The 25,661-nt window shown below is 38.5% G+C and carries 19 protein-coding genes; 3 read left to right on the forward strand and 16 right to left on the reverse strand.

Annotated elements, in window-relative coordinates; genetic code table 11:
* Positions 1-285 precede the first annotated feature (285 nt).
* The 3 genes from nrdA to yfaE all read left to right on the forward strand — a co-directional run bounded on the left by nrdA (position 286) and on the right by yfaE (position 4,141).
* On the forward strand, positions 286-2,559 hold the full coding sequence (gene nrdA / locus ACSLUH_RS15080; RefSeq protein ID WP_448568467.1) for a class 1a ribonucleoside-diphosphate reductase subunit alpha: 2,274 nt from the start codon (positions 286-288) through the stop codon (positions 2,557-2,559).
* Positions 2,560-2,663: 104 nt separating this feature from the next.
* Positions 2,664-3,794 carry a class Ia ribonucleoside-diphosphate reductase subunit beta gene (nrdB, locus tag ACSLUH_RS15085; protein ID WP_448568468.1) on the forward strand — a complete coding sequence of 377 codons (1,131 nt, stop codon included), beginning with the start codon at positions 2,664-2,666 and terminating at the stop codon, positions 3,792-3,794.
* 53 nt (positions 3,795-3,847) lie between these two features.
* Complete coding sequence (yfaE, locus tag ACSLUH_RS15090) at positions 3,848-4,141, forward strand: class I ribonucleotide reductase maintenance protein YfaE (RefSeq protein WP_448568470.1); 294 nt, start codon at positions 3,848-3,850, stop codon at positions 4,139-4,141.
* 59 nt (positions 4,142-4,200) lie between these two features.
* Here yfaE and ACSLUH_RS15095 read toward each other — a convergent pair whose 3' ends face one another.
* The 16 genes from ACSLUH_RS15095 to ACSLUH_RS15170 form a co-directional block, all read right to left on the reverse strand.
* Positions 4,201-5,544 (reverse strand): diguanylate cyclase, encoded by a 1,344-nt coding sequence (locus ACSLUH_RS15095; protein WP_448568472.1) that lies wholly within the window; start codon positions 5,542-5,544, stop codon positions 4,201-4,203.
* A gap of 62 nt (positions 5,545-5,606) precedes the next feature.
* Positions 5,607-9,632 carry a hybrid sensor histidine kinase/response regulator gene (locus ACSLUH_RS15100; protein ID WP_448568474.1) on the reverse strand — a complete coding sequence of 1,342 codons (4,026 nt, stop codon included), beginning with the start codon at positions 9,630-9,632 and terminating at the stop codon, positions 5,607-5,609.
* 23 nt (positions 9,633-9,655) lie between these two features.
* On the reverse strand, positions 9,656-12,106 hold the full coding sequence (locus ACSLUH_RS15105; protein WP_448568476.1) for a PAS domain-containing sensor histidine kinase: 2,451 nt from the start codon (positions 12,104-12,106) through the stop codon (positions 9,656-9,658).
* A gap of 9 nt (positions 12,107-12,115) precedes the next feature.
* On the reverse strand, positions 12,116-13,276 hold the full coding sequence (locus ACSLUH_RS15110; protein WP_448568478.1) for a response regulator: 1,161 nt from the start codon (positions 13,274-13,276) through the stop codon (positions 12,116-12,118).
* A gap of 94 nt (positions 13,277-13,370) precedes the next feature.
* Positions 13,371-15,107, reverse strand: a complete 1,737-nt coding sequence (locus ACSLUH_RS15115) for a SpoIIE family protein phosphatase (RefSeq protein WP_448568480.1) — start codon at positions 15,105-15,107, stop codon at positions 13,371-13,373.
* 4 nt (positions 15,108-15,111) lie between these two features.
* Positions 15,112-15,420, reverse strand: a complete 309-nt coding sequence (locus ACSLUH_RS15120) for an STAS domain-containing protein (protein WP_448568482.1) — start codon at positions 15,418-15,420, stop codon at positions 15,112-15,114.
* A gap of 24 nt (positions 15,421-15,444) precedes the next feature.
* Positions 15,445-16,629, reverse strand: coding sequence for a methyl-accepting chemotaxis protein (locus tag ACSLUH_RS15125; protein ID WP_448568484.1), 1,185 nt, complete (start codon positions 16,627-16,629; stop codon positions 15,445-15,447).
* A complete protein-coding gene (gene cheB, locus ACSLUH_RS15130; protein WP_448568486.1) occupies positions 16,616-17,707 on the reverse strand; it encodes a protein-glutamate methylesterase/protein-glutamine glutaminase in 1,092 nt (363 codons plus the stop codon). Before cheB ends, ACSLUH_RS15125 begins: the two co-directional genes overlap by 14 nt.
* Before the next feature lie 21 nt (positions 17,708-17,728).
* Positions 17,729-18,394, reverse strand: coding sequence for a chemoreceptor glutamine deamidase CheD (gene cheD, locus ACSLUH_RS15135; protein ID WP_448568488.1), 666 nt, complete (start codon positions 18,392-18,394; stop codon positions 17,729-17,731).
* Entirely contained in the window at positions 18,391-19,278 is an 888-nt protein-coding gene (locus tag ACSLUH_RS15140; RefSeq protein WP_448568490.1) for a CheR family methyltransferase, read from the reverse strand. The genes cheD and ACSLUH_RS15140 overlap by 4 nt, the downstream gene beginning before the upstream one ends.
* Positions 19,279-19,287: 9 nt before the next feature.
* On the reverse strand, positions 19,288-21,669 hold the full coding sequence (locus ACSLUH_RS15145) for a methyl-accepting chemotaxis protein (protein WP_448568492.1): 2,382 nt from the start codon (positions 21,667-21,669) through the stop codon (positions 19,288-19,290).
* Between the two features lie 34 nt (positions 21,670-21,703).
* Positions 21,704-22,213, reverse strand: coding sequence for a chemotaxis protein CheW (locus ACSLUH_RS15150; RefSeq protein ID WP_448568494.1), 510 nt, complete (start codon positions 22,211-22,213; stop codon positions 21,704-21,706).
* 8 nt (positions 22,214-22,221) lie between these two features.
* The gene (locus tag ACSLUH_RS15155) at positions 22,222-22,746 is read right to left on the reverse strand and encodes a chemotaxis protein CheW (protein ID WP_448568496.1); all 525 of its coding nucleotides are present in this window, start codon (positions 22,744-22,746) and stop codon (positions 22,222-22,224) included.
* Complete coding sequence (locus tag ACSLUH_RS15160; protein ID WP_448568498.1) at positions 22,746-24,863, reverse strand: chemotaxis protein CheA; 2,118 nt, start codon at positions 24,861-24,863, stop codon at positions 22,746-22,748. Before ACSLUH_RS15160 ends, ACSLUH_RS15155 begins: the two co-directional genes overlap by 1 nt.
* A gap of 5 nt (positions 24,864-24,868) precedes the next feature.
* Positions 24,869-25,231 (reverse strand): response regulator, encoded by a 363-nt coding sequence (locus ACSLUH_RS15165; RefSeq protein WP_448568500.1) that lies wholly within the window; start codon positions 25,229-25,231, stop codon positions 24,869-24,871.
* Positions 25,232-25,278: 47 nt separating this feature from the next.
* The gene (locus ACSLUH_RS15170; RefSeq protein WP_448568502.1) at positions 25,279-25,551 is read right to left on the reverse strand and encodes an STAS domain-containing protein; all 273 of its coding nucleotides are present in this window, start codon (positions 25,549-25,551) and stop codon (positions 25,279-25,281) included.
* Positions 25,552-25,661: the final 110 nt, after the last annotated feature.

The following is a 25,661-nucleotide window of genomic DNA, read 5'->3' on the forward strand; positions in this document are numbered from 1 at the left end:
AAGAAAAAAAATAAAACGAAATAACCGTTGCGTTTTGAATAAATCAAAATAAAAAAGCGGTACTAAGTTAGTCACTACTAACCCCTTTTAAATATGCCAATTTTTATCACTAAAATAGTCTATTTTGCTACTTGCAATAAAGGCTAAACCTCATTATCTTGTGATTACTAACTAAGTTACCCCCTAGATATAGTGTTTTTATGACGAGTTACACTGTTGTGGTCAATAGGAGGTAGTAACAATCCGTCTAAAAACTAAAACAATAACTAGATTTACAGGATCTTCATGAATAACAATCTTTTTGTAACCAAGCGCAACGGCGAAAAAGAACCCATCGATTTAGAGAAAATTCATAAAGTAATAGCCTGGGCAGCTGAAGGCTTAAATAATGTATCAGTATCTCAAGTTGAACTTAAATCACATATCCAGTTTTACGATGGCATCAAGACCGAAGACATCCACGAAACCATTATTAAAGCAGCGGCTGATTTAATTTCTGAAGAAACTCCTGATTATCAGTTTTTATCTGCACGATTAGCCATTTTCCACTTACGTAAAAAAGCGTATGGTCAGTTTGAACCACCCAAGTTGTATCAACATGTCGTAAATATGGTTGAGGCGGGTAAATATGATCAACATTTGCTTGCTGATTATGACCAAGCAGACTTCGAGCGCATGGAAAGTTTTATCGACCATACTCGCGACCTCACCTTTAGTTATGCGGCGGTAAAACAATTAGAAGGTAAATATTTGGTTCAAAATAGGGTTACAGGCGAAATTTATGAAAGCGCGCAATTTTTGTACATGCTTGTCGCTGCTTGTCTTTTTGCAAAATACCCAAAAGAGACTCGTTTAGAATATGTAGAAGGCTTTTATAATGCCATTTCGACCTTTAAAATATCACTTCCTACGCCAATTATGGCGGGAGTTAGAACACCGACTCGTCAGTTCTCATCATGTGTATTAATTGAATGTGGTGATAGCCTTGATTCAATTAATGCAACATCGAGCTCCATCGTTAAGTACGTATCTCAACGCGCAGGTATTGGTATTAACGCTGGTCGCATTAGAGCGCTAGGAAGTGCGATTAGAAACGGAGAAGCGTTTCATACCGGTTGTATTCCATTTTATAAGCATTTTCAAACAGCGGTTAAAAGTTGCTCTCAAGGGGGAGTCCGTGGTGGTGCTGCTACCCTATTCTACCCATTATGGCATTTAGAAGTTGAAAGCCTGCTGGTATTGAAAAACAACCGAGGCGTTGAAGAGAACCGTGTTCGCCATTTAGATTATGGCGTGCAATTTAACAAATTAATGTATCAACGATTAATTAAAGGTGAGTCGATTACCTTATTCAGCCCAAGTGATGTACCTGGCTTATACGATGCATTTTTTGAAGATCAAGAAAAGTTTGAACAACTCTATCTGCAATATGAAGCGGATAGCTCAATTCGTAAAAAATGCATAAAAGCGATCGAGTTATTTACTTTATTCGCGCAAGAGCGAGCAAGCACTGGTCGTATCTACCTTCAAAACGTTGACCATTGCAATACTCATAGCCCATTTATTCCAACAATGGCACCTATTCGTCAAAGTAACTTGTGTTTAGAAATAGCCCTACCTACTAAACCGATGAATGATGTTAATGATCCTGAAGGCGAAATAGCGTTGTGTACGTTATCTGCATTCAACCTTGGTGCGATAGACAGTTTAGATGAACTCGAAGGTCTAGCTGATCTTGCCGTTAGGGCACTTGATAGCTTGCTAGATTATCAAGATTACCCTGTACCAGCTGCGCACAATGCCACAATGGGACGCAGAACGCTTGGTATAGGAGTGATAAACTATGCTTATTACTTGGCAAAAAATGGTGTTTATTATTCGAATGGTAGTGCTAACAATCTTACTCACAGAACGTTTGAAGCAATTCAATACTATTTGTTAAAAGCGTCAAATAACCTTGCAAAAGAACTAGGCGCTTGTGAAAAGTTCAACGAGACCCGTTTATCACAAGGAATTTTGCCTATTGATACTTACAAGCGTGAAATTGATGGCATAACCGCAGAGCCTTTGCATTTAGATTGGGAATCTTTGCGAGAAAGCATTAAAGCGTATGGTGTAAGAAACTCTACGGTTTCGGCACTAATGCCATCAGAAACTTCTTCACAAATTTCAAATGCCACTAATGGTATTGAGCCTCCTCGTGGTTTAATTAGCGTTAAAGCAAGTAAAGACGGGACATTAAAACAAGTTGTTCCAGAATACGAAAGCTTAAAAGATAACTATGAATTATTGTGGAACATACCGAGTAATGAAGGCTATTTGCAGCTAGTGGGTATTATGCAAAAGTTTGTTGACCAAACAATCTCTGCGAATACGAACTACGACCCTGCAAAATACGAAGGTGGTAAAGTGCCTGTTAAGCAAATACTTCAAGATATCTTGATGGCTTATAAGTTAGGTGTGAAAACCCTTTACTATCACAACACTCGAGATGGTGCAGCAGACAGCCATATTGAACAAGAAGATGACAGCTGTGCTGGTGGCGCGTGTAAAATTTAATCATTAAAGCAACTCCCAAGATCAGGAGTTGCGACATTAACAATAAAAATAATTTGTTTAACCGATGCGTTTTATCATAAAAAAAGCGCATCAAGGAGTACTGAATGACTTACACTACATTTAACCAAGTTCCAAATAACGCATTGTTAGAGCCAATGTTTATGGGAAATAGTGTAAATGTTGCCCGTTATGATCAACAGCGCTTTGCCGCATTTGAAAAACTCATTGAGAAGCAATTATCATTCTTTTGGCGACCAGAAGAAATTGACGTTTCTAAAGATCGTGCCGATTGGCAGAGCCTTACCGACTCTGAAAAACATATTTTTATTTCAAACCTCAAATACCAAACGTTACTCGATAGTATGGCGGCACGTTCAGTTAATGCTGTTTTACTACCGTTAGTGTCGTTACCTGAGCTAGAAACTTGGGTTGAAACTTGGGCGTTTAGCGAGACAATCCATTCTCGCTCCTATACCCACATTTTACGTAATTTATTTACCGATCCTAGTGAAGTCTTTGATGATATAGTTGTTAATCCAGCGATTTTAAAGCGTGCCACAAGCATCGCTATCTATTTCGATTCAGTGATCATTACCACTCAGCTCCTGCAATCTCAAGGAGAAGGCACTTATGAAGTTGACGGTGAAATGATTGAAGTTAGTGAGCGAAAGTTAAAAGAACGTTTGTATCTTGCGATATGTTCAGTTAATGCACTCGAAGCTATTCGCTTTTACGTCAGCTTTGCTTGTTCATTTGCTTTTGCTGAACGTGAGTTGCTAGAAGGTAACGCAAAGATTATCAAGTTGATAGCACGTGATGAGGCACTCCACTTAACCGGTACTCAACACATACTTAATAACTGGCAATCGGGCAAAGATGATCCTGAAATGAAAGAAATTTCTGAGCAATTGCGCGAGCAAGGCTTACAAATTTTTATGGATGTTGTTGAACAAGAAAAAGAATGGGCACAATATTTATTTAAAGATGGTTCAATGATCGGCCTAAATGCTCAAATTCTGAATCAATATATAGAGTATATCTGTAATCAGCGTCTTGCGGCTATTGGCTTCGAGGCTCCTTATGAAGTTAAAAGTAATCCTTTACCCTGGATGAATGCTTATCTGGTTAGTGATAACGTTCAAGTTGCACCGCAGGAGTCTGAAATTTCAAGCTACCTTGTAGGTCAAGTAGATTCTGCGGTATCTAGCGATGACTTCGATGGCTTTGATTTATAATCTATCCAATCTTTCACATCGGTTAAGTTTGCCTATGATTACCGAGAGTATTCATGAGGCAAACTAACCCTGCTAAGACTCATAATAACGAGTCTATTACAGTAACGGTTAATCAAAAACAAATTGAATTTAAAAGTGAGGATAAAACGTTACTAAACTGCCTTGAAAAACATAACGTCGAAGTGCATTACCATTGTCGAGACGGGTTTTGTGGCGCCTGCAGAATTAAACTTCACTCTGGCCAAGTTCTTTACCCCAATGGAGAACCATTAGCATTTGTTGGTGATGACGAGATTTTACCCTGTTGCTGTATTCCTGTTAGCAGTATCAACGTTGAAGTCGAGTAAGTCGAGTAAGTCGAGTAAGTCGAGTAAGTCGAGTAAGTCGAGTAAGTCGAGTAAGTCGATTATAGCCTATCACCTAAGTTACGTTCTATCCCAGACAATACTTTATCAAGCTCCAATGCAACGGGTTTAAAAAGGTAATCAAATTCTTGATAGTTTTGTGTATTAGCGGCAACGTCTAATGCCTTTGTATAGTTAAATAGTTCCATTGCCCCAATAGAACAAGCCACCCCTTTTAAGGTGTGAACCAGCGATTTTACATTTAATAAATCATTTTCCTTTATTGCTTGAGCTATTTTTTCTTTATCTTGGCCATGATCTTGATGGAACATCACCAGAATTTCTTCGTAAAGGCTTTCATCACCAAGGACATTACTTATCCCAATATCCATGTCAATACCAGGGTACTTTCCTTCAGATACTTGTTCGCTTTTCTCTACGTCATCATTATTCAAAAGCTGCTCCTCAGGTTCTATAGATTGGTCTTCACTTGTGTGTGTTTGAAAGGTATTTTGCTTAATCGTTCTATTGCGGCCTTCCGATTTTGCGCGATACATGAGTTTATCCGCTTCACGCATAAGGTTTTCTAAATGAGAATCCTGCCCTTTTGCGACCGCCAAACCGATACTGACCGTTATGCTTAACTGGGTTTTATCAATATCATCAATCGTTATTTTAAGTTTAGAGAGTTTAGTACGAAATCGCTCACATGCATCAAAGGCTGATTGGATCTTGGTATTAGGCATACAAACTGCAAATTCCTCACCACCGATACGGCCAACAACATCGTAATCACGAAAGCAGCTTGCCAAGAGTTTTGCAAACTCCATTAACACCAAATCTCCAGCCTCATGACCGTATGTATCATTAACATCTTTAAAATGGTCGATGTCTAACATGGCAACCGCGGTAATGTGGTGATTACGTTTCGCGTGGCTAATAACTTTAGTGGCCAATTCTTCGTAACCAACACGATTATTAACTTTGGTAAGGCTATCCGTTCTTAACAATGCTTCAAGCTTTAAGGTTTTCTCTTTCAACCTTAAGGCGTTTCGAATTCGAGCAAGCAGCACTTTGGCATGGTACGGTTTGGTAACATAATCTTCCGCACCAACATCTAAGGTTTTAACAACATCGTCCTCGTCATCAGAGGCTGACAACATAATGACTGGAGGAGCATTTTCACCTTCTTTTATAATTTCTGCTAACACTTCCATTCCAGATAAGCCTGGCATATGTAAGTCAAGTAAAACAATATCAACGGATTGCTTAGACAATATTTCAAGTGCGTCCTCACCATTATCCGCTGTGATCACTGTGTAACCAGCTTGAATTAAATCAAACTCTAATAGAATTAAAGTATCTTTAGCGTCATCAACGACCAAAATAGTGCTGTTTTTACTCACAGTTTTCCTTAGCTAAGCAATGAATGCCTATATCGTTGCCATCGTATTTGGCGTCACATCTCTTATTGTTGAGACAGGCTTAATATGGTTTTATCATAAAAATTAATAAATTCAATAGATAATGTTTTTAATGCATCAATATCACGCTCTTTTGCGGCCTGCTCAATTTTTTTAACGTTTTCCAATAATGCCGAAACACTAATATTGGCACACATTCCAACCAATTTGTGTGCTGTTTTCTGTACTTCTTTAACATTAGCCGTTTCAATCTCTTCAAGCAACTTATCCTTTAGTTCTGAAGCTTCTGTTTTAAAATAAGACAAGAGTGATATCACCAATTTATCGTTATGACTTACCCGCTCGTAAAAACGTTGCTTATTCCAAAGTTCAGCGCCACCTTCAATGGTGATGTTTTCAACAATCTGCATCGGCTCAGCTTCCACCACACTTGGCTTTCCAAGCGTTACTTTACTCTCTAAATGTTTATTGAGCTTATTGATTAAGATATCAACATCGATTGGTTTAGTCATATAGTCACTCATACCTGACTGCAAACATTTTTGTTCATCACCTTTCATTGCATTTGCGGTCATCGCGATAATAATGAGATCCTGATAATGCTCTCCAGCTTTTCCCTTGCGAATGGCTCTGGTAGTATCATAACCGTCTAATTCAGGCATTTGACAATCCATCAAAATCACATCATAAACTTTCTTTTCCTGAGCAAGCAGTTGTAATACTTCAACCCCGTTGTTGGCGATATCTGCCGTTAACTGCAAATTATTCAGCACACCAAGAATGACGGCTTGGTTCACGCGATTATCTTCTGCAATTAAGATGTTTAATTGAGGCTTGACGTTATCAACATGCTTTTTGTTGTTCGCTAACGAGCTCCCGACTTTATTCACGTTTACCTCACCACTGTTCATGTAAATGGTTTCAATTGCAGTTTTGAGATCGGCAATGGCAATCGGCTTAGGAAACTGATAAGCAATTCCTTGTTCGCGTAGATATTCACTTTCTTCAATATCCCCTATCGATGACATCATTATGTAGTGACTTTTCTGGCATGAAGGGACTAACCTTAATTGTTTAACAAACTCTACACCACCGCGACTCCCCTGCTTGCTCGAAAAGAACACCGCAGAAATTGTAGGCTGCTCATGCGCCAATTGGATTGCTTGAACTTCATCTATGGCGACAAACACATTAGCCTTCCATAGTTTAAACTGACGTTTTAACGTTTCTAGTACCGTCTCATTTTTATCAACCAATAAGACCGTTTGCCCTTGTAAGCATTGGATAAAATCATAGGCGGGTTGCTCGTCCTCTTGCGCTAATTGCACCGAAAAAACAAACTCGGTTCCTAACCCAAGCTTACTATTAACCGTAATATCCCCTCCCATCAATTGACAAAGTTGTTTAACGATGGCAAGCCCTAAACCTGTGCCACCGTATTTACGGGTTGTAGTAGCATCTACTTGGGTAAATGCATCAAACAAGCTTTCTATATAGCTTTCTCTAATGCCAATGCCAGTATCTTTAATATGGCAAGTAAGTTTGCTGTTTGACTCTTCAACCGTTAATTGGGCAGAAATTACAATTTCTCCCTGCTCAGTAAACTTGACCGCATTACCGATAATGTTTGATAAGATTTGCCGCAATCGACTAGGGTCTCCTTTAACTAACGGCTTTTCGACCAGACTGAGGTCTAAAATAAGCTCGACGTTTTTTTCTTGGCTTCTAATCGCCATCGATTGAACTAGCTCACCAAACAATTGGTGTAGATCAAACTCTATTTCTTCAATATCCAGTTTTCCAGCCTCTATCTTAGAAAAATCAAGGATGTCATTTATCAAGGTTAAAAGTGAAGAAGCGCTCGATTGCGCTAGCGATAATTGATGTTGTTGCTTCTGATTCAATGAGCTTTGAGCAAGTAGTCCTAACATACCAATTACACCATTCATTGGGGTTCTTATTTCATGGCTCATGCTCGCTAAAAACTCAGACTTTAAACGCGAGGACTCCTCAGCGACCTCTAACATTTCTTGTTTAACTTGTTGCACCGTTTGCTGCTCAGTAACATCCATACAAGTACCAACCACTTGAGAATTATCAGGTGTTTCACCATGTATCAGCTGCGCGTAAGTTTGAATGTATCGAATAGAATTATCAGAGAGTATAATACGAAAGATACAATTGAGATCCTCGCCGTGTTTAATGGTATTTTGCATATCAGCTAATACTCTTGATTCGTCATCAGGATGAATATGTATCTCCCATAGTGATTCGGGTGCAGATTTTTCTCCAAATTGATATCCAAACAGTCGATACATTCGGTCATCCCACTGCGTACGCTCAGTGCCAATGTTATAGCTCCAAACACCAATACCAGGGCCAGATAAGGCGAACTCTAATCGTTGAGCTATCTCCTCAAATTTTTTCGCAGAGGCTTCTCGTTCTTTTTCTAACAATTTTGTGACTGTGATATCGCGGATCAATCCTGTAAATATCACCGCTTCTTTTGTCTTAACCTCACTCACTGATAAATGCATAGCAAAAATTTCACCATCTTTTCTTTGTGCTGGTAACTCTCGACCTATGCCAATTATTTGTTTTATATTGGTATTTAAGTACCTTTTGATATAACCATCGTGCTTTGACGCATAGCGTTGAGGCATTAAAATACTAACGTTTTTCCCGATGACCTCTTGGCTTGAGTAGCCAAAGATTTTTTCAGCTGCGCGATTAAACGCAATGATCTTGCCTTTTTCATTAATGTTAATAACCGCATCAACGATAGAGTCAAGCACAGCTTGTAATCTGGCACTCGTATCTTCCGCCTCGGTTTTCGCTTCTAGATTGTCTTGTTCATTTTTTGTCACTTGAGACAAAATACGCTGAAAACTTCTTGCTAACGCTCCTATTTCATCATTTCGTTGAACAGAAAGTGATGGAATTTCACCAGAGCGCTCGTAACGAAGAATATTCTGGGTTAGGTCAAGTAACGGTTTTATCAGTCGATGAGTAAAAATCCACACCAATATAGTAGAAATTAACGCTAGCATTACCGCTAGAATAAACGCTTGATTACGCAGTGCTGCCATGTCACTTAAATACTGACTTGAGTGACTTTCTGTTACCAAATGTATTGGTTTCATTGCCATCACGTCATCAAGTATTATTTTTCGGTAATATGCCGCCGGCGCGTCATTTTTTTGTTGGTTTGAAAACGTGTAACCGTCTAACGTATTATCTCCATTAAGCCGTAATTCACCAAAGTATTGTTTGAAATCTAGGCTATTAATTTCAGAGGCTTGATAGAAAAAAGTATCATTACTATTGGCGAGATAAAAAACAAAATCTTTTAATGGGCCACGTTTGAGCGTATCAATAAATAGCCCGATATCTGCCTTAATGGCCACCCACCCAAAGAGCACACCATTATTTTGATAAACCGGCAAAACGGTATTAACGTAAAAAATCTCTTTTTTATCTTCTGACGTAAATAACTGAATATCGGAAAAATAAACGTTGGTCGCTTTGCTATGCTTTGATTCGAGAAAAGCGCGAAAACTCGCACTATTATTAATTTCACTGTTACGACAATCAAGGCGGTGTGCTACCGATGAGGGTTGAACAACCGAAACCGAAGCCTTACTGCGGACAACTTCATCCTTGATACAGTATTCTATGGCAATATATGAAGGCTTAGTTTTAATTAGCTCGGTAAATATCTTCTCCAACCTTTCTTGCCAAACTGTTACCTCAGGGAATTGATTGTTAAGCAAAGCACTTTGTATCGCTTCGATAGGAGGGGTATGACGTAAAAACTGGACATCTTTGGCATTTTGCTGATAAAAGTTGTTTAACAACGTTTCTACTATCGCGCTTTCAGTTTTAAGATCTTTAACTTGTTTACTATCAATAAGTTTTTGGCTTTTGTGATAAAAAACTAACGCGACAATCGTTGCAACTAATAATGATAGAATAAAGCCAGCGACTGGAAGAATGAATGACCAGCTAGATTTGACACTAAACGTATGCCTATTATCTTCTTCTTTGTCTTCAATCACTGGTGATTTCATATCACAAACTAACCTTTTTTAGATTAACTGTTTTGACTAAGAAACTGGTAAAGCTCAGTAGAATTAAATGGTTTACGAAGAATAGGATAATTCCAATCGCCATCCTCGCTGGTAATATAGCCACTCATGGATAAGATTTTAATATTAGGAAATTTCTCTAGCACCATGGCTACTGACTCCTTGCCTGATATATCAGGAAGAATCATATCCGTTATAAAGATATCGTATGTTAAGCTGCCATTTAAGACGCTAATTAAGCTATTTTTGTTGGTAACGTGATTGGTAATTGCTCCTTCTTTTTCTAAATACATAGTGACAAATTCTGCTATAGTAATTTCATCCTCTAAAATCAGGATCTGCTTACCTTTTAAATTTAACGCTATGCTGCTACTCACTTCAGTACTGTCATCAACATCTATTGTGGTGCAAGGAAAAATCAACATAAATTGAGCGCCACCAAGATCAGAACTACCGTCGACCCTAATTTCGCCATTGTACTTGTACATTAAGCTATATACATTAGCTAAACCAATGCCGTTGCCTTTACTTGCTGATTTACTGGTATAAAAAGGATCAAAAATTTTAGCTATGTTCTCTTGCTTGATACCAATACCGCTATCTTTTACGGTAATAACCAACTTTTTATCGCTATTAATCTCAGCACTTAGTTCTATCACACCGGATAAGTTATGTTCTTTTATTGCGTCTTGAGCATTTAAAAACAAATTCAATAAAATATTAATGAACTCCCCTTCAGGAAAAGTAATGGTGCAACGAACATGTTGGACATTTAACCTAAATTCAATCGTGCTTAATAAAAGCTGCTCGAATAAATATTCGTTGCGAAGAATATCTTTTATCGGATCAAATTCTTGTAGTTTTATCATTGGCTTGCGGGTAAATGCCAACAACCTACCGGTAACATCTTTTCCTTTATCAATGGCATTTTTAACACGGTTGATATAACTCGATAAATCCGTTTCCCCTTGTGCTACTTTAAGCTCTAACATTTCAATTGCGCCCAAAGCCACGCCCAGGACGTTATTAATATCATGAGAAACATTGCCAAATGTGTTGCCCAATAATGTTAAACGATTATTAATGGCTTGCTGCTGCTCTTTGTTAAAGGCATCGGTAATATTATCAACGATCCAAATATATATTCCTTCATCGGCTTCATAAGTAACCGATATATCAAAAACACTTTGAAATTTATCAAAGCTAATATTTTTATAGGTTATTTGACCTTGTTGTTTTGCTTCGCTTTTAAACTGTAAATATTGAACGATAGAAAAATTAATATAATCAAAAAGCACTGAACTACGATTGCCAGCACGAGGAGATAAGTCTTGAAAAACCACATTATCTTTTTCATCGATAAAAAAGATAGGCATTTTAATCGTGTAATTAACCAATGACATCAGTTTTAGCTTTTCAAAGATCTTTTCAATTGCAGTAATGTCTCTAACCACACCATAGAGTTCGGAAATTTCATTATCTTTATTCAGTTCCGTTTCAATATTTATTTCTAGTTTGACTTTCTCGCCGGTTGGTTTTTTCGCGATAGTTCCTTTGACATAAGTTCTTTTTTTACCATTTATCGCTTTGTTAAATTGTTGCTTGGCTTTGTCTCGATCTTCATCAATAAAAAATGCCAACATGTTATCTAAAGTTGGTTGAAAGTTATTCGGGTTCTCCCCAAATATGTTGTAGGTTCCTTTTGACCATTCAACTTTTTGTTCGGGGAATACGATACTCCAGTGTCCGGTTCTGCTGACGCGTTCATTTAATGCGATATATTTATTTTTTTTATTCAGGGCGCTAACTAATTCTTTGGATTCTGATAAATCGGTAAAAACAGCGACAACTTTTGCCACCTTACCTTGCGCAAATTCTACAAATGCAATCTTAACCCCAAGCCATATAAACTCGCCACTAAGCGTAGTAAAAGGATAAATCATTTGATTTTTTTGGCTATTTTCTTGAGAAAAATGAAAAGCATGTGCCCTAAAATCTGCAATGACTTCACTGGTTACGTGTTGACGAAAAATCGTTTCATCCATGACGGTTTCTTTTTCCTGATAACCCATGACGTTCATTGCTGAAGCCGAAAACAAGACCTTTTGTTGACTAATATCCCAAGTAAAAAAAGGTAAACTAAGCTGAGTTAAGATAGGAACGACAATATCAGCGTGCTGAATGATGAGTAAATTACACTGTTGAATGATTAATAAAAAACCATTATCAATACGGTTAACAAAAACTAAGTGTTTTTTATTAGCAATATCGAATACCTGACAATTAAACTGCTCGTTATCCACGATCTGTAGAGCAGGAATGACCGCTGTTATTGATTGCCCTTGTTGTAATGGTTCACTAAAAAGCGCAATCGCTTTATCACTGATTGATGTGATCAGTCCTTTTTCATCCAATTCAATATAGTTTAATGGCATATCGGTAGTGATATCGAACATAACAGCTCTCTAGAACAATTCGTCTTCGTCTTCAATAACCTCTTCAATTTGCACTTGCTCTACTGCCATACTATTAAGTTCATTTAAATTAGCTAAAGCGCTATCAAGCAACTGCGAAATACTCAAAAAATTATCATCATCTTGAGAATGTTTTTTCAGTGCTGAATGAACGAGGTCTGTTAAATAATCTTCTTGCTCTGCAGTCATATCTAACACATGAAAACTCATCCCAACATTTTGAACTATCTCATTCATAACTTGCTGTTGATGGTGCTTTGATATTTCCAGCATGCGCTTGGTGTTTTCAACGGCTTGTTGAATCTGACCTTGAATATTGACAAGCGAATGCTTGTATTCGATAAACGTCATGCGAGATCCAATAGACTCTATCACTGATGCCAAAGCATCAATAAAAATGTCAGTGTCAATTGAGCCCTCATCCATGTGAAGCACCAAAATCGATGCCAACGGGTGGTTAAAAATAGTTCTGGTGCCAAATCGATACAAACGGGGCTTATCCTTTAACAGTTTCATAACGTCGATTTCTACCGGAGAACATGACCCCTTTAATGAGCTATAAAAAATCGGCTCTTGGTTCAGTGGATAAAACGCGATGCAACCTTCTAAATTCATCGCGTGAAGAAAGCTAAACACTTCACTTTTAATTTGCTCATAAGTAAAACAACTATTTATTTTAGAAGTAAGTTGCATACATGCGCCATATTTGGACGCCTGAGCCATTGAAACATTTATCACCCGATCTTTAGATGAAAGTTCACTGCGATAATTTATAATTTCATTTTGATAGGCAATTAACTTATTGAGCTTGTTGTGTAGCGCAAGAAGCGAAATAGGCTTAGCTAAAAAGTCGTCAGCTCCACACTCTAAACCTTTTAAAATCGCTTCTTCTGTTGCTAACCCTGAATACAGGACAAATGATGTCGCGAAGTTACCTTGTGCACTTTTCTTAGCAATCCATTCTGAGCCTTTTTCCTCGCCGATATGTTCATCAACCAGTGCGATGTCGAATACTTCAACCGTTTCTCGGGCTTGCTCTGCTTCGCTTAAGTTAATGGCACAATGAATATTAAAACTATCTTCTAGTGCTTCTGACAAAAGCTCTAAATAATCTTTGTCATCTTCAATGATTAATACACTTGGTTTAGTCATAATCCTTTCACATCCTTTTTATTCTTCGATCAGATAAGTCAACGTACTACATTAATTTAAAATAATGTTAATGGCTTACCTTAAAATATCATCGTTACCAAACGTAACATGCTTCTACTTTACTACCTTTATCACTGTAATGAAGATCACTACACAGTTGCTTAATTAACCCAATACCTCGACCACTTAGCTTATTTTCATTAGCGATATTATTTGGTACTTCCTGCATCATTTTTTGATAGTTGAATCCTTGGCCGCTGTCTTTAAAGGTTAATTTTACTTTCCCCCCTTCATTAAGCGCGAAGTACGCTAAAGACATATCGATAAAGCCAGAATCTAATGTACTTAACCGTTGTTCTCGTTCAGCAAAATATTGTGCGAACCCTTGCGCACTATCCTTTAATTCTGAGCTCAAACCCAAGACCCCATGATCGAGTGCATTAACAAACAACTCGGTTAAAACGGTATATAAGTTTTGCCAATGTTGGTCATTATTTTCAATGTCATGAATTTGATTAATCGCCATAGGTATAGGGTTTACTTTTGCCAGTTTTTTTCCTGTTAACAGAAGTCGCCAAGTCCATTCTGGCTTTTCGTTATGATGTGTTGGTTCTAGTGATTCAAGATAAGAGGGTTCTGATGATTTGATTTTTGTTTCTTGTCGACTAATGTGGCTAGTTTGCCATCCTCCACATGGAATTGAGATCAGCGAAATATCATCTTCCTGTGTCATACCTTGACAAAATGCATTAACACTAACCAGTACGGTATTACAAATGTCATTGTTTAAAATACCTTGTTTGACTGCTCGTTCGAAACGTTCAAAGTCATACATTTCGCCTGCGCAATTGCGTGCTTCAACGATTCCATCACTTAACAACAATAAATGATCATCATTAGCTACATTGATAACGTCAATTGATGAATCCGGCAATAATGCAGGTAAAACACCAATGGGTGGATGTTTGGAAACTACTTTAGTTTTTATATTACCTAAGGCATCAAACAAATAACAATCAGGCAAGCCAGCATTGAAAATGTATGCCGAGTTTTCATGACTAGATACGCTGACAAACGCCGCTGCCAAAAACAAATCAGCAGGCAACAAATCGGTTAACTGGCGATTGACTTGTTTTACGATTTCAAGAAGAGAAAACCCCTTTTTTGTCATGGTGCGAAATGTTTCTGCTAGAGGTATCGCTCCAATAGAGCTTCTCAGGCCGTGGCCAGTAAAATCCCCTAATAAGACGTTAATATTACCATTGGGACTTAAGGACGTTAGTTGAATATCACCACTAAACAACTCGGCAGGTTTTTTCAGTATACCAATACGCTCTCGTGCGTAATTTCTTGCTTCAATCACACCAGACATTAACTGCTCAGCAAGCTCTGCATCTTTTTGTTGCGCTTGTTGTAAGTACTTAAGCTGCATAAACATATCACTTAAGCGCTGAATTGATTTGATCTTTGCTTTGAATACTTCCGGTGAAAATGGCCTCACTAAAATGCCATCGCCGCCAGCATCAATGGCGTCAATAAACGCCTGGTCAGTGTTCATGCTGGTAATAAAAACCATAGGACAAAGGCTATTAACTGACAACGCTTTGATGCGAGTTGCCGCTTGATAACCATTCATTACTGGCATATTAATGTCCATCAACACTAAATCAGGTTTTTCTTGTTGATATATATAAACTGCATTTGCACCATCAACAGCAGTGCACACCCGATAGCCCTCTTCTACCAGCAACTTACTTAAAACCTTACGCTGCACTGGAGAGTCGTCTACAACCATGGCTAACTTTGTATGCAATTTATTTAGGGCGTTCATGTGCTTACTCAACAACATCCATAAGACGATGAAACTGCGCTATTTCAAGTATTTTTTTTACCGAACTATTAGGTTTATCGATGATCAGTTTGCCTTTTAATGATTCAACATGATCCTTTAATAAAAGAATCATACCTAGCGCCGAACTGTCCATATAGGTCGTTTGCGATAAATCGATAGTATATTGTGCTCCGGTAATTTTGTGATTTGCGTAGGAATCTCTAAATTGTTGATGTAATGAAAAATCAAATCTATCTTTCACACTAATACGCAAATCTCGTTGATTTTCTGACAATTTACTCGTTACCGACATATTATTCCTGCTCCTATTGACTACTTAAAATAACTCAACATCGCCTTCTTCCATTGTTGATTGCTCAACACTGCGTCTAGTGTTTGCCGATTGAGATGTATTTTTAACCTCATTACATGTGTTAATTAACGCGTTAACTCGCTCGCTAAATTGACCTTGTTCCGACGATTGACAGCGCTCAATATCATCTTTAATACGAGATAACATCACCAGATTTGATTTAAGTGAGTCTAAAGATTGATAGGTGAGATCTTCAAATTGCAAAGAACGGACGCCTACAGCAACGGACTCACTAATTTGTGGCGCCATATGCCCAAGCTCTTCAACCGCACTATTAGAAAACTTATTAACATCACTAACATGTTCCATCATGACACTCACTTGATCTTTCGCTTCCAACGTTGAAGTCATATCGGCTGATGCCATCGCTTCTACTGCCGTACGTAAACTTGCGATTGTCTCTTTTGCTTTACTAATTTCTAGGCGAATATCTTGGTTTAGTTCAGTTGAATTTACTGAAAGGGAGCGTACTTCATTGGCAACTACAGCAAAGCCACGACCAGCATCTCCGGCGCGAGCAGCCTCAATAGCAGCATTTAATGCGAGTAAGTTAGTCTGGCTCGCTAAACTTTCAACCTGCTCTAATAACTTAAAAATACCATCAAACTGAGCTACCATTTCATCAGTATAGGACATCGTTTCTAGACTCTGTTTACTGGTATTGACAATCACATTAACAAAGTCGTCGAGGATTTTGCCTGAATCAATAACAAAAGCTTGTAAGGTGGTTTTTTCGTCCCCCCCTAAATCTTGATTACTTTCAATAACTTTATTGATGATCTCTTGCTGCCTATCGGTGATGTTTTTTAAATGTTTAAAACTTTGGGCAACGCCACCTACCGCTTCCTTAACCAGGGTTTTATTTCGCTCTAACTCGCCATTTATGGTTTCAATTTGAACATCAATACTGTTTGCGAGCGCATCAAACAATAGGTTCAATTCTTCGGCTTTTTGACCATTACCTAGAGCATGCAAGTCAACTGATTTAGGTTGATGATTTTGCTTAACGAACAGTCGAAAAATGATATAGCTAAGCCCTATACTCAAAATTAAAAAAAGCAACAGATTAAGCTGGAAAAAGCGTTCAACAACCAACAATAAAATAAGTAAGAAGGCGATAATAAGTTGTTGTATTTTAGTGACCTTCATGTGTCAATTCCCTAAATGCTTTTCTATCAAGCATAGCCAATCTCAAAATCTTTGCAGAAATTTGCTTTAGCGGTAACTGCAATACTTCAGCGTTTAGTTTATGAGCGCTTCCCGGCATCCCCCATATCAGGCTAGATTTTTGATCTTGAATAATGGTAAATGCACCATGAGCTTTTAAATTTGCCATCCCTTTAGCACCATCATTACCCATTCCGGTCAACAGCACCGCCTGTGTGTTTTCTGCTATCGGTACTAAAGAGTCAAATAACACGTCGACAGAAGGCTTATGGCGATTAACTTCTGGGGTATCTTCTAGTACACAAAATAAGGATTCACCTTTCATCACTACAGTTAAGTGTCGATCGCCTGGTGCAATATAAGCGTGACCTTGCTTAATTTTTTGACCATGTTGTGCTTCAACCACTGTTAATGCGCTTTGTTGATCTAATCGATAGGCAAAACGAGCGCTGAAAGTTTTAGGGATATGTTGCGCGATTACAATAGGTGGGCTGTTACTCGGTAATGCAGATAACACCTCTTTTATTGCCTCAGTACCACCCGTTGACGCACCTATGGCGATGATATGATTTTTTCGTTTAATGCCGACAAACTTAAGGCGTTCAACCGTTACATTGTTATCTTTTAATGAACTAGAAAGCTGGTAACTTTTTTGATTGACGTTGACGGCACTTTTTAACTTTTGTATCAGTGTATCTTTAAAACTATCTTTATCAGCCACTAGCTCTTCAAAGCTTGGCTTAGGGATAAAATCAATCGCTCCTAACTCCAACGCCTCCAAAGTAATATCAGCACCATGGGTAGTTAACGTAGATAACATCAGAACAGGCATAGGCCGTAAGCGCATTAAGTTCTTTAAGAAAGTAATACCATCCATTTTGGGCATTTCAACATCCAATGTTATGATATCGGGATTAAGCTTTTTAATCAGCTCTCTAGCCACAAATGGATCTTTGGCCTCACCAACGACCTCAAGCTCAGCGTCATCAGCTAACACTTGCCTAATAATTTGTCTAACTACTGAAGAGTCATCAACAATTAGCACCTTAATCGTGGCCATAAACCCTCTTATCTTAAACAGTTAAAACAGCTCAACATCGCCTTCAACAGCTTGAGTATCAATACTACGACGATAATCTTTTTCTCTTTCCAAAATGGTATCATTATGTAAATTGTCTAATCGCTTGACATAGGCTTTACCCGTTGTTGGCTCGAAGAGGACTTTCCTTGGATAAACAGAGCCTAAATCTGAACTTTCAATCGCAATATTTTCAAGCTCTAGGTATTTGAGTACAAAATCAATATTGCGCTCACCAACATCTGACATTTGCTTTAAAACTCGACCTCCCCCAAACACTTTGGCTCTTAAGTTGATACGACGACCACCGTGTTTTAATATCATGTTGATTAAATGTTCCATGGCAAAATTGCCATATCGGGTCGCATCACTCGCCTTGCCACGTTGTCCCCAGTTGACGTCTTGCGCATCTTTATCCGTAAGGGGCAACATAAAGTGATTCATACCTCCAATGTGACTTTTGTCATCCCAAATACAGGCTGAAATACAAGAGCCTAATGTCGTTGCAATGGTGACGTTTTGCTTCGTCATATAAAACTCACCCGGTAATATCTTTGCGACAACAGTTTCTCTTTGTTTATCCCAGTAATGATTCACATGAGTAAACTCATTTAAACAATGGCTTAATACATAGCTAACTTGCGGGTTATTGGTATTTAATATGGTCATACCAAGACTCCATTACCTGCTGACAGACTATGTAGCGGTTTTCTAAAAATTGTTCTACCGACATTTTCAAAGTACTTTTGATATGCTCCTAAGCTTTCACTGTGCCCCAAAATTAATAATCCGCCCGGAGCAAGCAGTTGATAATAGCGCTCAAATAAATCAAGTTGGGTCTTCTTATCAAAGTAAATAATGACATTGCGACAAAAAATAACGTCAAAAGGCCCTTTCATTGGCCACTCATGCAAAAGATTAAGTTGTTTAAAGGTTATTAACTTTTGCAGTACCGGGTTAACCCTCACTTTTTTAAGGTTTTCTCCTGAGCCTTGTTTAAAAAACTCCCTCCTTACGACCTCGGGTAGTCCATCTATTCTTTTTTCATCATAAATGCCCAATTTACCAACTGAAAGCACATTGCTATCAATATCAGTAGCCAATATCTTCGCATCAATAGCAGACAGTCGTTTTGCTAACGCCTGAACTAGAATAATCGCAATGCTATATGGCTCTTCTCCCGTTGAACTAGCACTTGACCAAATTCTAATCCGCTTCGCTTTTTTAACATTGATTAAATTTGGAAGTTCATGATCTCGCAAATAATCGAAATGATGATTCTCTCTAAAAAAACTCGTTAAATTGGTGGTAATCGCATTGATAAAATAGTCTTTTTCTTGTTCTGGTTTTTGCCTTAATAATTGACAGTATTCACTAAATGAATTGAATTTCCTTTCTCTGAGTATACGAGTAAGTCTGCGGTACACCATTTCTCGTTTACTGTCATTTAAAACGATACCTGCAACTTGGTAAACAAAGTCACATAAGAATTTAAAATCCTCTTGACTTAGCTGACTTTGTTCACCTCGTATCGATGCACCATCCAGCTCCATATTCAGCCCTTAAAACTCTTCCCATTCTTGATCAATATCTATCTTGGGGCGAGACGCTCTTTCTCTTGGTTTAGGAGGTGTTGCCTTAACTCTTGGCGCTTTTCTGTGTGTCGTCGAACGCACGACTTGTTCTTCATCTCGATCATTATTAAAAAATGCAACCTGCTCTAATAACGCTTGAGATTGCTCTTCCATTGATTTACTTGAAGCAGCGGCTTCTTCAACCAATGCTGCATTTTGTTGAGTCATCTCATCCATTTGACTTACCGCGGCACTCACTTCACCAATACCAGCGGCTTGCTCTTTACCTGCACTGTCAATGTCACCAATCATTTTACTGACTTCTTCAATAGCGCTAACCAGTTCAGTAAATGTTTGACCGGTTTCATCAACAAGTTTGGTACCTTGACCTACGGCTTCTACACTGTCATTTATTAAACCCTTAATTTCTTTCGCCGCACCTGCAGAGCGTTGTGCTAAATTGCGAACCTCTGCTGCAACTACAGCAAAACCGCGGCCTTGTTCCCCTGCTCTTGCTGCCTCTACGGCAGCATTTAGTGCCAACAAGTTGGTTTGGAACGCTATTTCATCGATCACACTAATAATATCGGCGATTTTTTTGCTCGACTTGTTAATATCACTCATTGCCGTAATCGCGTTGCGAACAACCGAACCACCATTACTGGCTTTTTCCATAACCGTGGCTGACAATTTACTTGCTTCTGTTGCATTCTCAGCATTCTGCTGGACGGTACTGGTTAGTTCTTCCATCGCTGAAGCGGTTTCTTCCAAGCTTGATGCCTGTGATTCCGTGCGATGACTCAATTCATTATTCCCTTCGGCAATTTCTCTTGCCGAATCAAAGACATTGGTGGAAGCACTGCGAATTTCTTCAACCATGTTACTTAAATTGTCAATGGAGCTATTCATTGCATTGGCCAATGCTAAAAATTCGCCAGCATAGTCTCCATCCATTGTTTGAGTTAAATCCCCTTTAGATAGCGCCTGCGCAATATTAATTGCTTCATTTATCGGGGTGACAATTGTGTTCATTAAGCTATTAATATTGTCACCTAAGCCTTTCATAAAACCATTGTACTCAGAGGTGTCAATACGGCTGTCTAAGTGTCCAGAAATTGCATCACCAATTAATTTTTCTACTTGCTTTTGAGCATCTCGCTCTTCGGTTAAATCCAACCATTGCACAGCACTGCCGACATGTTTACCTTTATCATCTCTTAAAGCGATGGCGATAAGCTGAAAGGTTAAGCCGACAACACTAATTTCAGTCCGGTAAGGTAAATTATCAGGATTGCCGAGCAAGCTTTGTTGATGAGCTGGATTTTTATGGAAACTATCAAAATTGGTTCCAACCATTGTATCAACACTAAATGAAGGTAAAACGGTTCTTAATTTAGCTTCCCTAACCCGCAGCATTTCTTTAACTGCAGGGTTTGCATAAACAATATTCCCTTTAGTATCAGCCATCATTAAGTTGGTTGTCATCCCCTCAACGGCAGAATAAAGGCGACCAACTTCAGTTGATTTTGCACGGACTTCAGTGACATCGAACCACTCTAGAGAATTGCCGATATAATTACCTTTTTCATCGACGATCGCGGTGACATTTAACTCGATAGTTAGGTGCTCAATTTGAATATCGGTATTCCAAGGTAAATTACTAGGATCACTAAGTAATTTTCTTTGGTGATCTGGATTGGCATGAAACGCATCAATACATGTGCCAATAATTTTATCTTCTTCGGCGGCAAAATTTGGCCAACGTTTACGAAAGGTTTGCTCATGTTTTTTCAACAAATTCATTGTCGCTTTGTTGACATAGGTAACAACAAAATCCCTATCAATCATCATAAAAGCGGTTTGTGACTGCTCAAGGGCGGCTTGAACAAATGCTCCTAAATCATTTTTATTGTTACTCATAGACTTATCATTTCCTGTTAATGAATGCTTTGATGGTTTTGCTTTGTGTTCCGCGGCGTCGATCATCGTTGTTGCTAATGTTTGGTATACTGCTGTCCATGCCCGTTTTACTGGCGCATTAAATTCCTTACCCAAACCTTCGGCTAATGTTTCAAGCAATGCCTGACCGACCGTATCGTAATGGGATGCTTCAACACCATAATCGAGATGTCGTTCCCCCAGTTTTTGCACTGCTGGAATTAATTTATCGGGATTATTAAGTAGCTTTATGGCGGTATCTAGCATCGACATTAGCTTTTGCCCCTGCTCTTCCATATTCCCTTTAAATAAAGGCTTTAAAGCGGGGTCTAAACTGAATAATTTTTCATAAAACATTTCTGCGGCTTGCGGAGCTATAGGCTTTACTTTTGCCCAGCTTTCCTGCACTAAACTAACCTGTTTTGGCGTCATAATAATTCCCAATAAAATTGAACTAGTTATCCATTTACAGCTCTTCTAATACTTCTTTGTTACTTTCTCCTGACGAACTGCAATTTACTGAGGCTTCGACACTATACAATTCGTCTTGATCAAGTAACGCATTTGTATCCAGTAAGATAATGAGTCTGTCCTCTACAGTCGCAAGGCCTTTGATAAAGCAATCATCGATACGTTTACCAAACGAAGGTGCCTTTCTTATTTTTTCTGTACTAAATTTGTATACCTCAGAGACAGCATCAACAATAATTCCAACGACCATAGGGTTTTCTTGATCAATACTTTTTAAAATAATGGTCACTGTTTGCTCGTCATACTCTAGCGGTTGTTGGCCAAAACGCTGCCTTAGATCAATGATTGGAATAATTACACCTCTTAAATTTATAACCCCTTTGAGATAATTGGGTTTATTCGGTAATTGCGTTACGGTAGTCATCACTCTTATTTCTTGCACACAGAGGATATCAACACCAAATTCTTCGCCATTGAGAATAAACGTTAAAAATTCTTGTTCCATGAGCCCCTCTACTCGCCTTGATGCGGTTCTATTTGCTGTAAAGCACTGACATTAAGTAATGTCACCACTTTGTCTCCAACATTAACAAGCCCTTCCACATAAACCTTGGGTACTCTACCTCCAATAGAAGGTGCTGCCTTGATGTCACTTTCATCAGCATCAAGCACATCAGAAACAGAATCGACAACAAACCCAATGGTTCTTACGCCTTGGCTATGTTCTACCTTTAAAACGATTACAACGGTCAGCTCTGAATAAACCGCATCACCTATGCCAAACTTGAGACGTAAATCAATAATCGGCACGATGACACCCCGCATATTAATAACGCCTTTCACATAACTTGGAGCATTAGGAATAATTGTTGGCAATTCCCAACTCCTGATTTCTTCGACACTCAAAATATCGACTGCATATTGCTCATCATCTAAAGAAAATGTCAGGTATTGATCGCCATTGGTAATAAAGTCGACCCCTTCGAGTGAATATTCACCTTCAACAGGGATCTCACTTGCAAGCTGTTGAATATCCATTAATGACTCTCCATAATCGCTTCATTATGATTATTCTTTTCTGATTTTAATGATCGATTCATTGCCATTTGTATCAAACCTGGCACGTCTAATATCATCGCAACCGAACCATCTCCAAGAATCGTCGCTCCAGATATACCATCAACTTGTTGGTAATTGTCCTGTAAGCTTTTTATCACCACTTGCTGTTGAGCAAGCAGATCATCAACCATTAGGCCAACTTTTTGCCCATCTGCCTCAACCACCACCAATAATGAATTTTCAACATGCTGTATTTCCGCTGAAAGATTAAATAACTGATAGATGGGGATAACTGGGACGTTATCTTCCCTTAAACGATAAAGGACGACATCACCACCTACTCTATTGATGTGTTGAGCTTTAGCTTGCAGTGATTCAACGATAGTGATTAACGGAATAATATAGGTTTCTTGCCCAACTTTGACTAACTGCCCATCGAGAATAGCGAGCGTCAAAGGCAAATTTACTTTAAATGTACTACCCACTCCTGGTTCTGATTCAACCTGAATTCTTCCTCCAAGCGCTTGTATGTTCTTCTTAACAACATCCATACCAACACCACGGCCAGAAATATCACTTAGTGTTTTAGCCGTAGAAAAACCGGGTTCAAAAATCAAATCAAACACCTGAGCATCAGTTAAAGTACTTGTTGACTCTACTAACCCTTTTTCCAAGGCTTTGTTAAAGACCGCTTGACGATCTATTCCACCGCCGTCATCACTAATTTCAATAACAATGTTGCCACCTTGGTGATAGGCATTAAGGATAATTGTACCTTTTTCAGGTTTATTATTGGCTAAACGCTGCTCTCTCGATTCAATACCGTGATCAACGGCATTCCTTACCAAATGGACCAACGGGTCGCCAATTTGCTCCATGACAGTCTTGTCGAGCTCCGTTTGCTCCCCTTTTAAAATAAGCTCAATTTCCTTGCCAGTCTTCATTGATAAATCATGAATTAAACGAGGAAATCGATTAAAAGCAAAGCTAATCGGCAACATGCGAATACGCATAACACTTTCTTGCAGTTCTTTAGTATTATGTAGTAACTGTTCTAGCCCTGATGTTAAACGTTCTATTTTACTTAAATCGAAATCTTGCCCTAATTCAGAAAGCATTGATTGTGTTATCACCAACTCACCGACAAGATTTATTAGATTATCAACTTTATCTACACCAACTCTTATTGAGCTGGTCTCAGATTTGCCTTTATTGGCTTTTTCAGTTGATTTTTTAACCGCTGAAGATTCTGATTTATGCTCTGTCTGAGTATGCTGTGCAACGTTGCTACTTTGCTCACTTAACACAGGTTCTTCAACAGTATTGAGCTCTCTTGATGCTTCATCGGAAGATTTCGCCGTAACAATTGTGTCGTTAGCAATGGGCACTTCTAAGGTAATATTAAGTTGGCATTCATCTTCAACCCATTCAAATACCTCACGAATATCTTCTTCACTGCAATCAGAAACTAATCTTAACTTCCAGTTCAAATAAAGTTCCTCTGCATCCATATCAAGCAGAGAAGGCAAGTCTTGGTGGTTAGCATTGACAGTTAAGTCCCCTAAATCAGCCAAGACATTAAAAAGCAAAATTGGATCATTTCCCGTTTGTACGAGATGGTGCTGTGGAATAAAGTCAATCAACCAAACTTTTTCAGTTGCACCCTCATCGCTATATGGCGATTCATTTGACGGGTTAGCTTGTTGATTTCCCGTCTTAGCAAGTGTCGCCTCAAGAAGTTTCGCTGCTTCGTCAATTTTTTCCTTATCGTAATCATCATCATCACGCACGGCTTCAATTAACAAGCGCATACAATCAACAGACTTAAGTAAAATTTCGATATCCTCAGGAGTAATATCCCGACGACCATCTCTCATTTCGTCAAGTAATGTCTCAACAAGATGGGTAAACTCTGTTACGTGCCCGAAACCAAAGGTACCGGCACCGCCCTTTATAGAATGTGCAGCTCTAAATATCGAATTAATAGCTTCTTCATCACCTTGCTCTAGGTTTAGCAGGCTTGACTCCATTAATTCTATACCTTCAAAGCTTTCTTCTAAGAAACTTGGAATAAATTGAGATAGGTCGACACTCATAGTAGCTACCTAATAACGCGTTTGATGGTTGATAACAACTTCTCTGGATTAAAAGGTTTAACTAGCCACCCTGTGGCACCAGCTTCCTTGCCTCTCATTTTCATATCGCCGCTACTTTCAGTTGTTAACATTAAGATAGGAGTAAACTTAAACGCCGCTAACTTTCTAAGCTCCTGACACAGACTTATGCCATCCATATTAGGCATATTGACATCAGAAATGACCAAATCAATTCCGCCACCTTGTGCTTTAGATAAGCCTTCGACACCATCTTTAGCTTCAACAACATCGTAACCAGCGCTTTTTAACGTAAAGCTCACCATGTCTCTTATTGAATTGGAATCGTCAACTACGAGTACTTTGGTCATGTAATTATCCTCTTACAGATGTAATTATTTTTATTCAGTACTTTGCTCTATTTAAGGTATTGGCTCATCACATTATCTTGTATGCCAAGCTGCGCAAAACCTTGTAAAATGGTTTCGTTTTCGATAATCAAATTAAGCTTTTTATTTTGCGCTTTAACAAAAAATACCATTGCAAGAATCAGTTGAACTCCTAACGTGTCAATACGCACAACCTGACTGTCATCAACCGATATTTCATTGTTATTTTCGATAAACTGGAGAAGTTCTGTTTTACATGTCTCCATTTGGGCAATGGTTAGTTCCTTTGGTAACGTAAACAAAATACGTGCCTTAAATTTATGCAATTGATACTTTAAAATATATGCCAGATCTTCGTATGTGCAAGTAAATGCTAAAAAAAAATTAAAGCTGATCTCTAATGCATAGTTTC

This window comes from Thalassotalea ganghwensis, assembly GCF_053485795.1.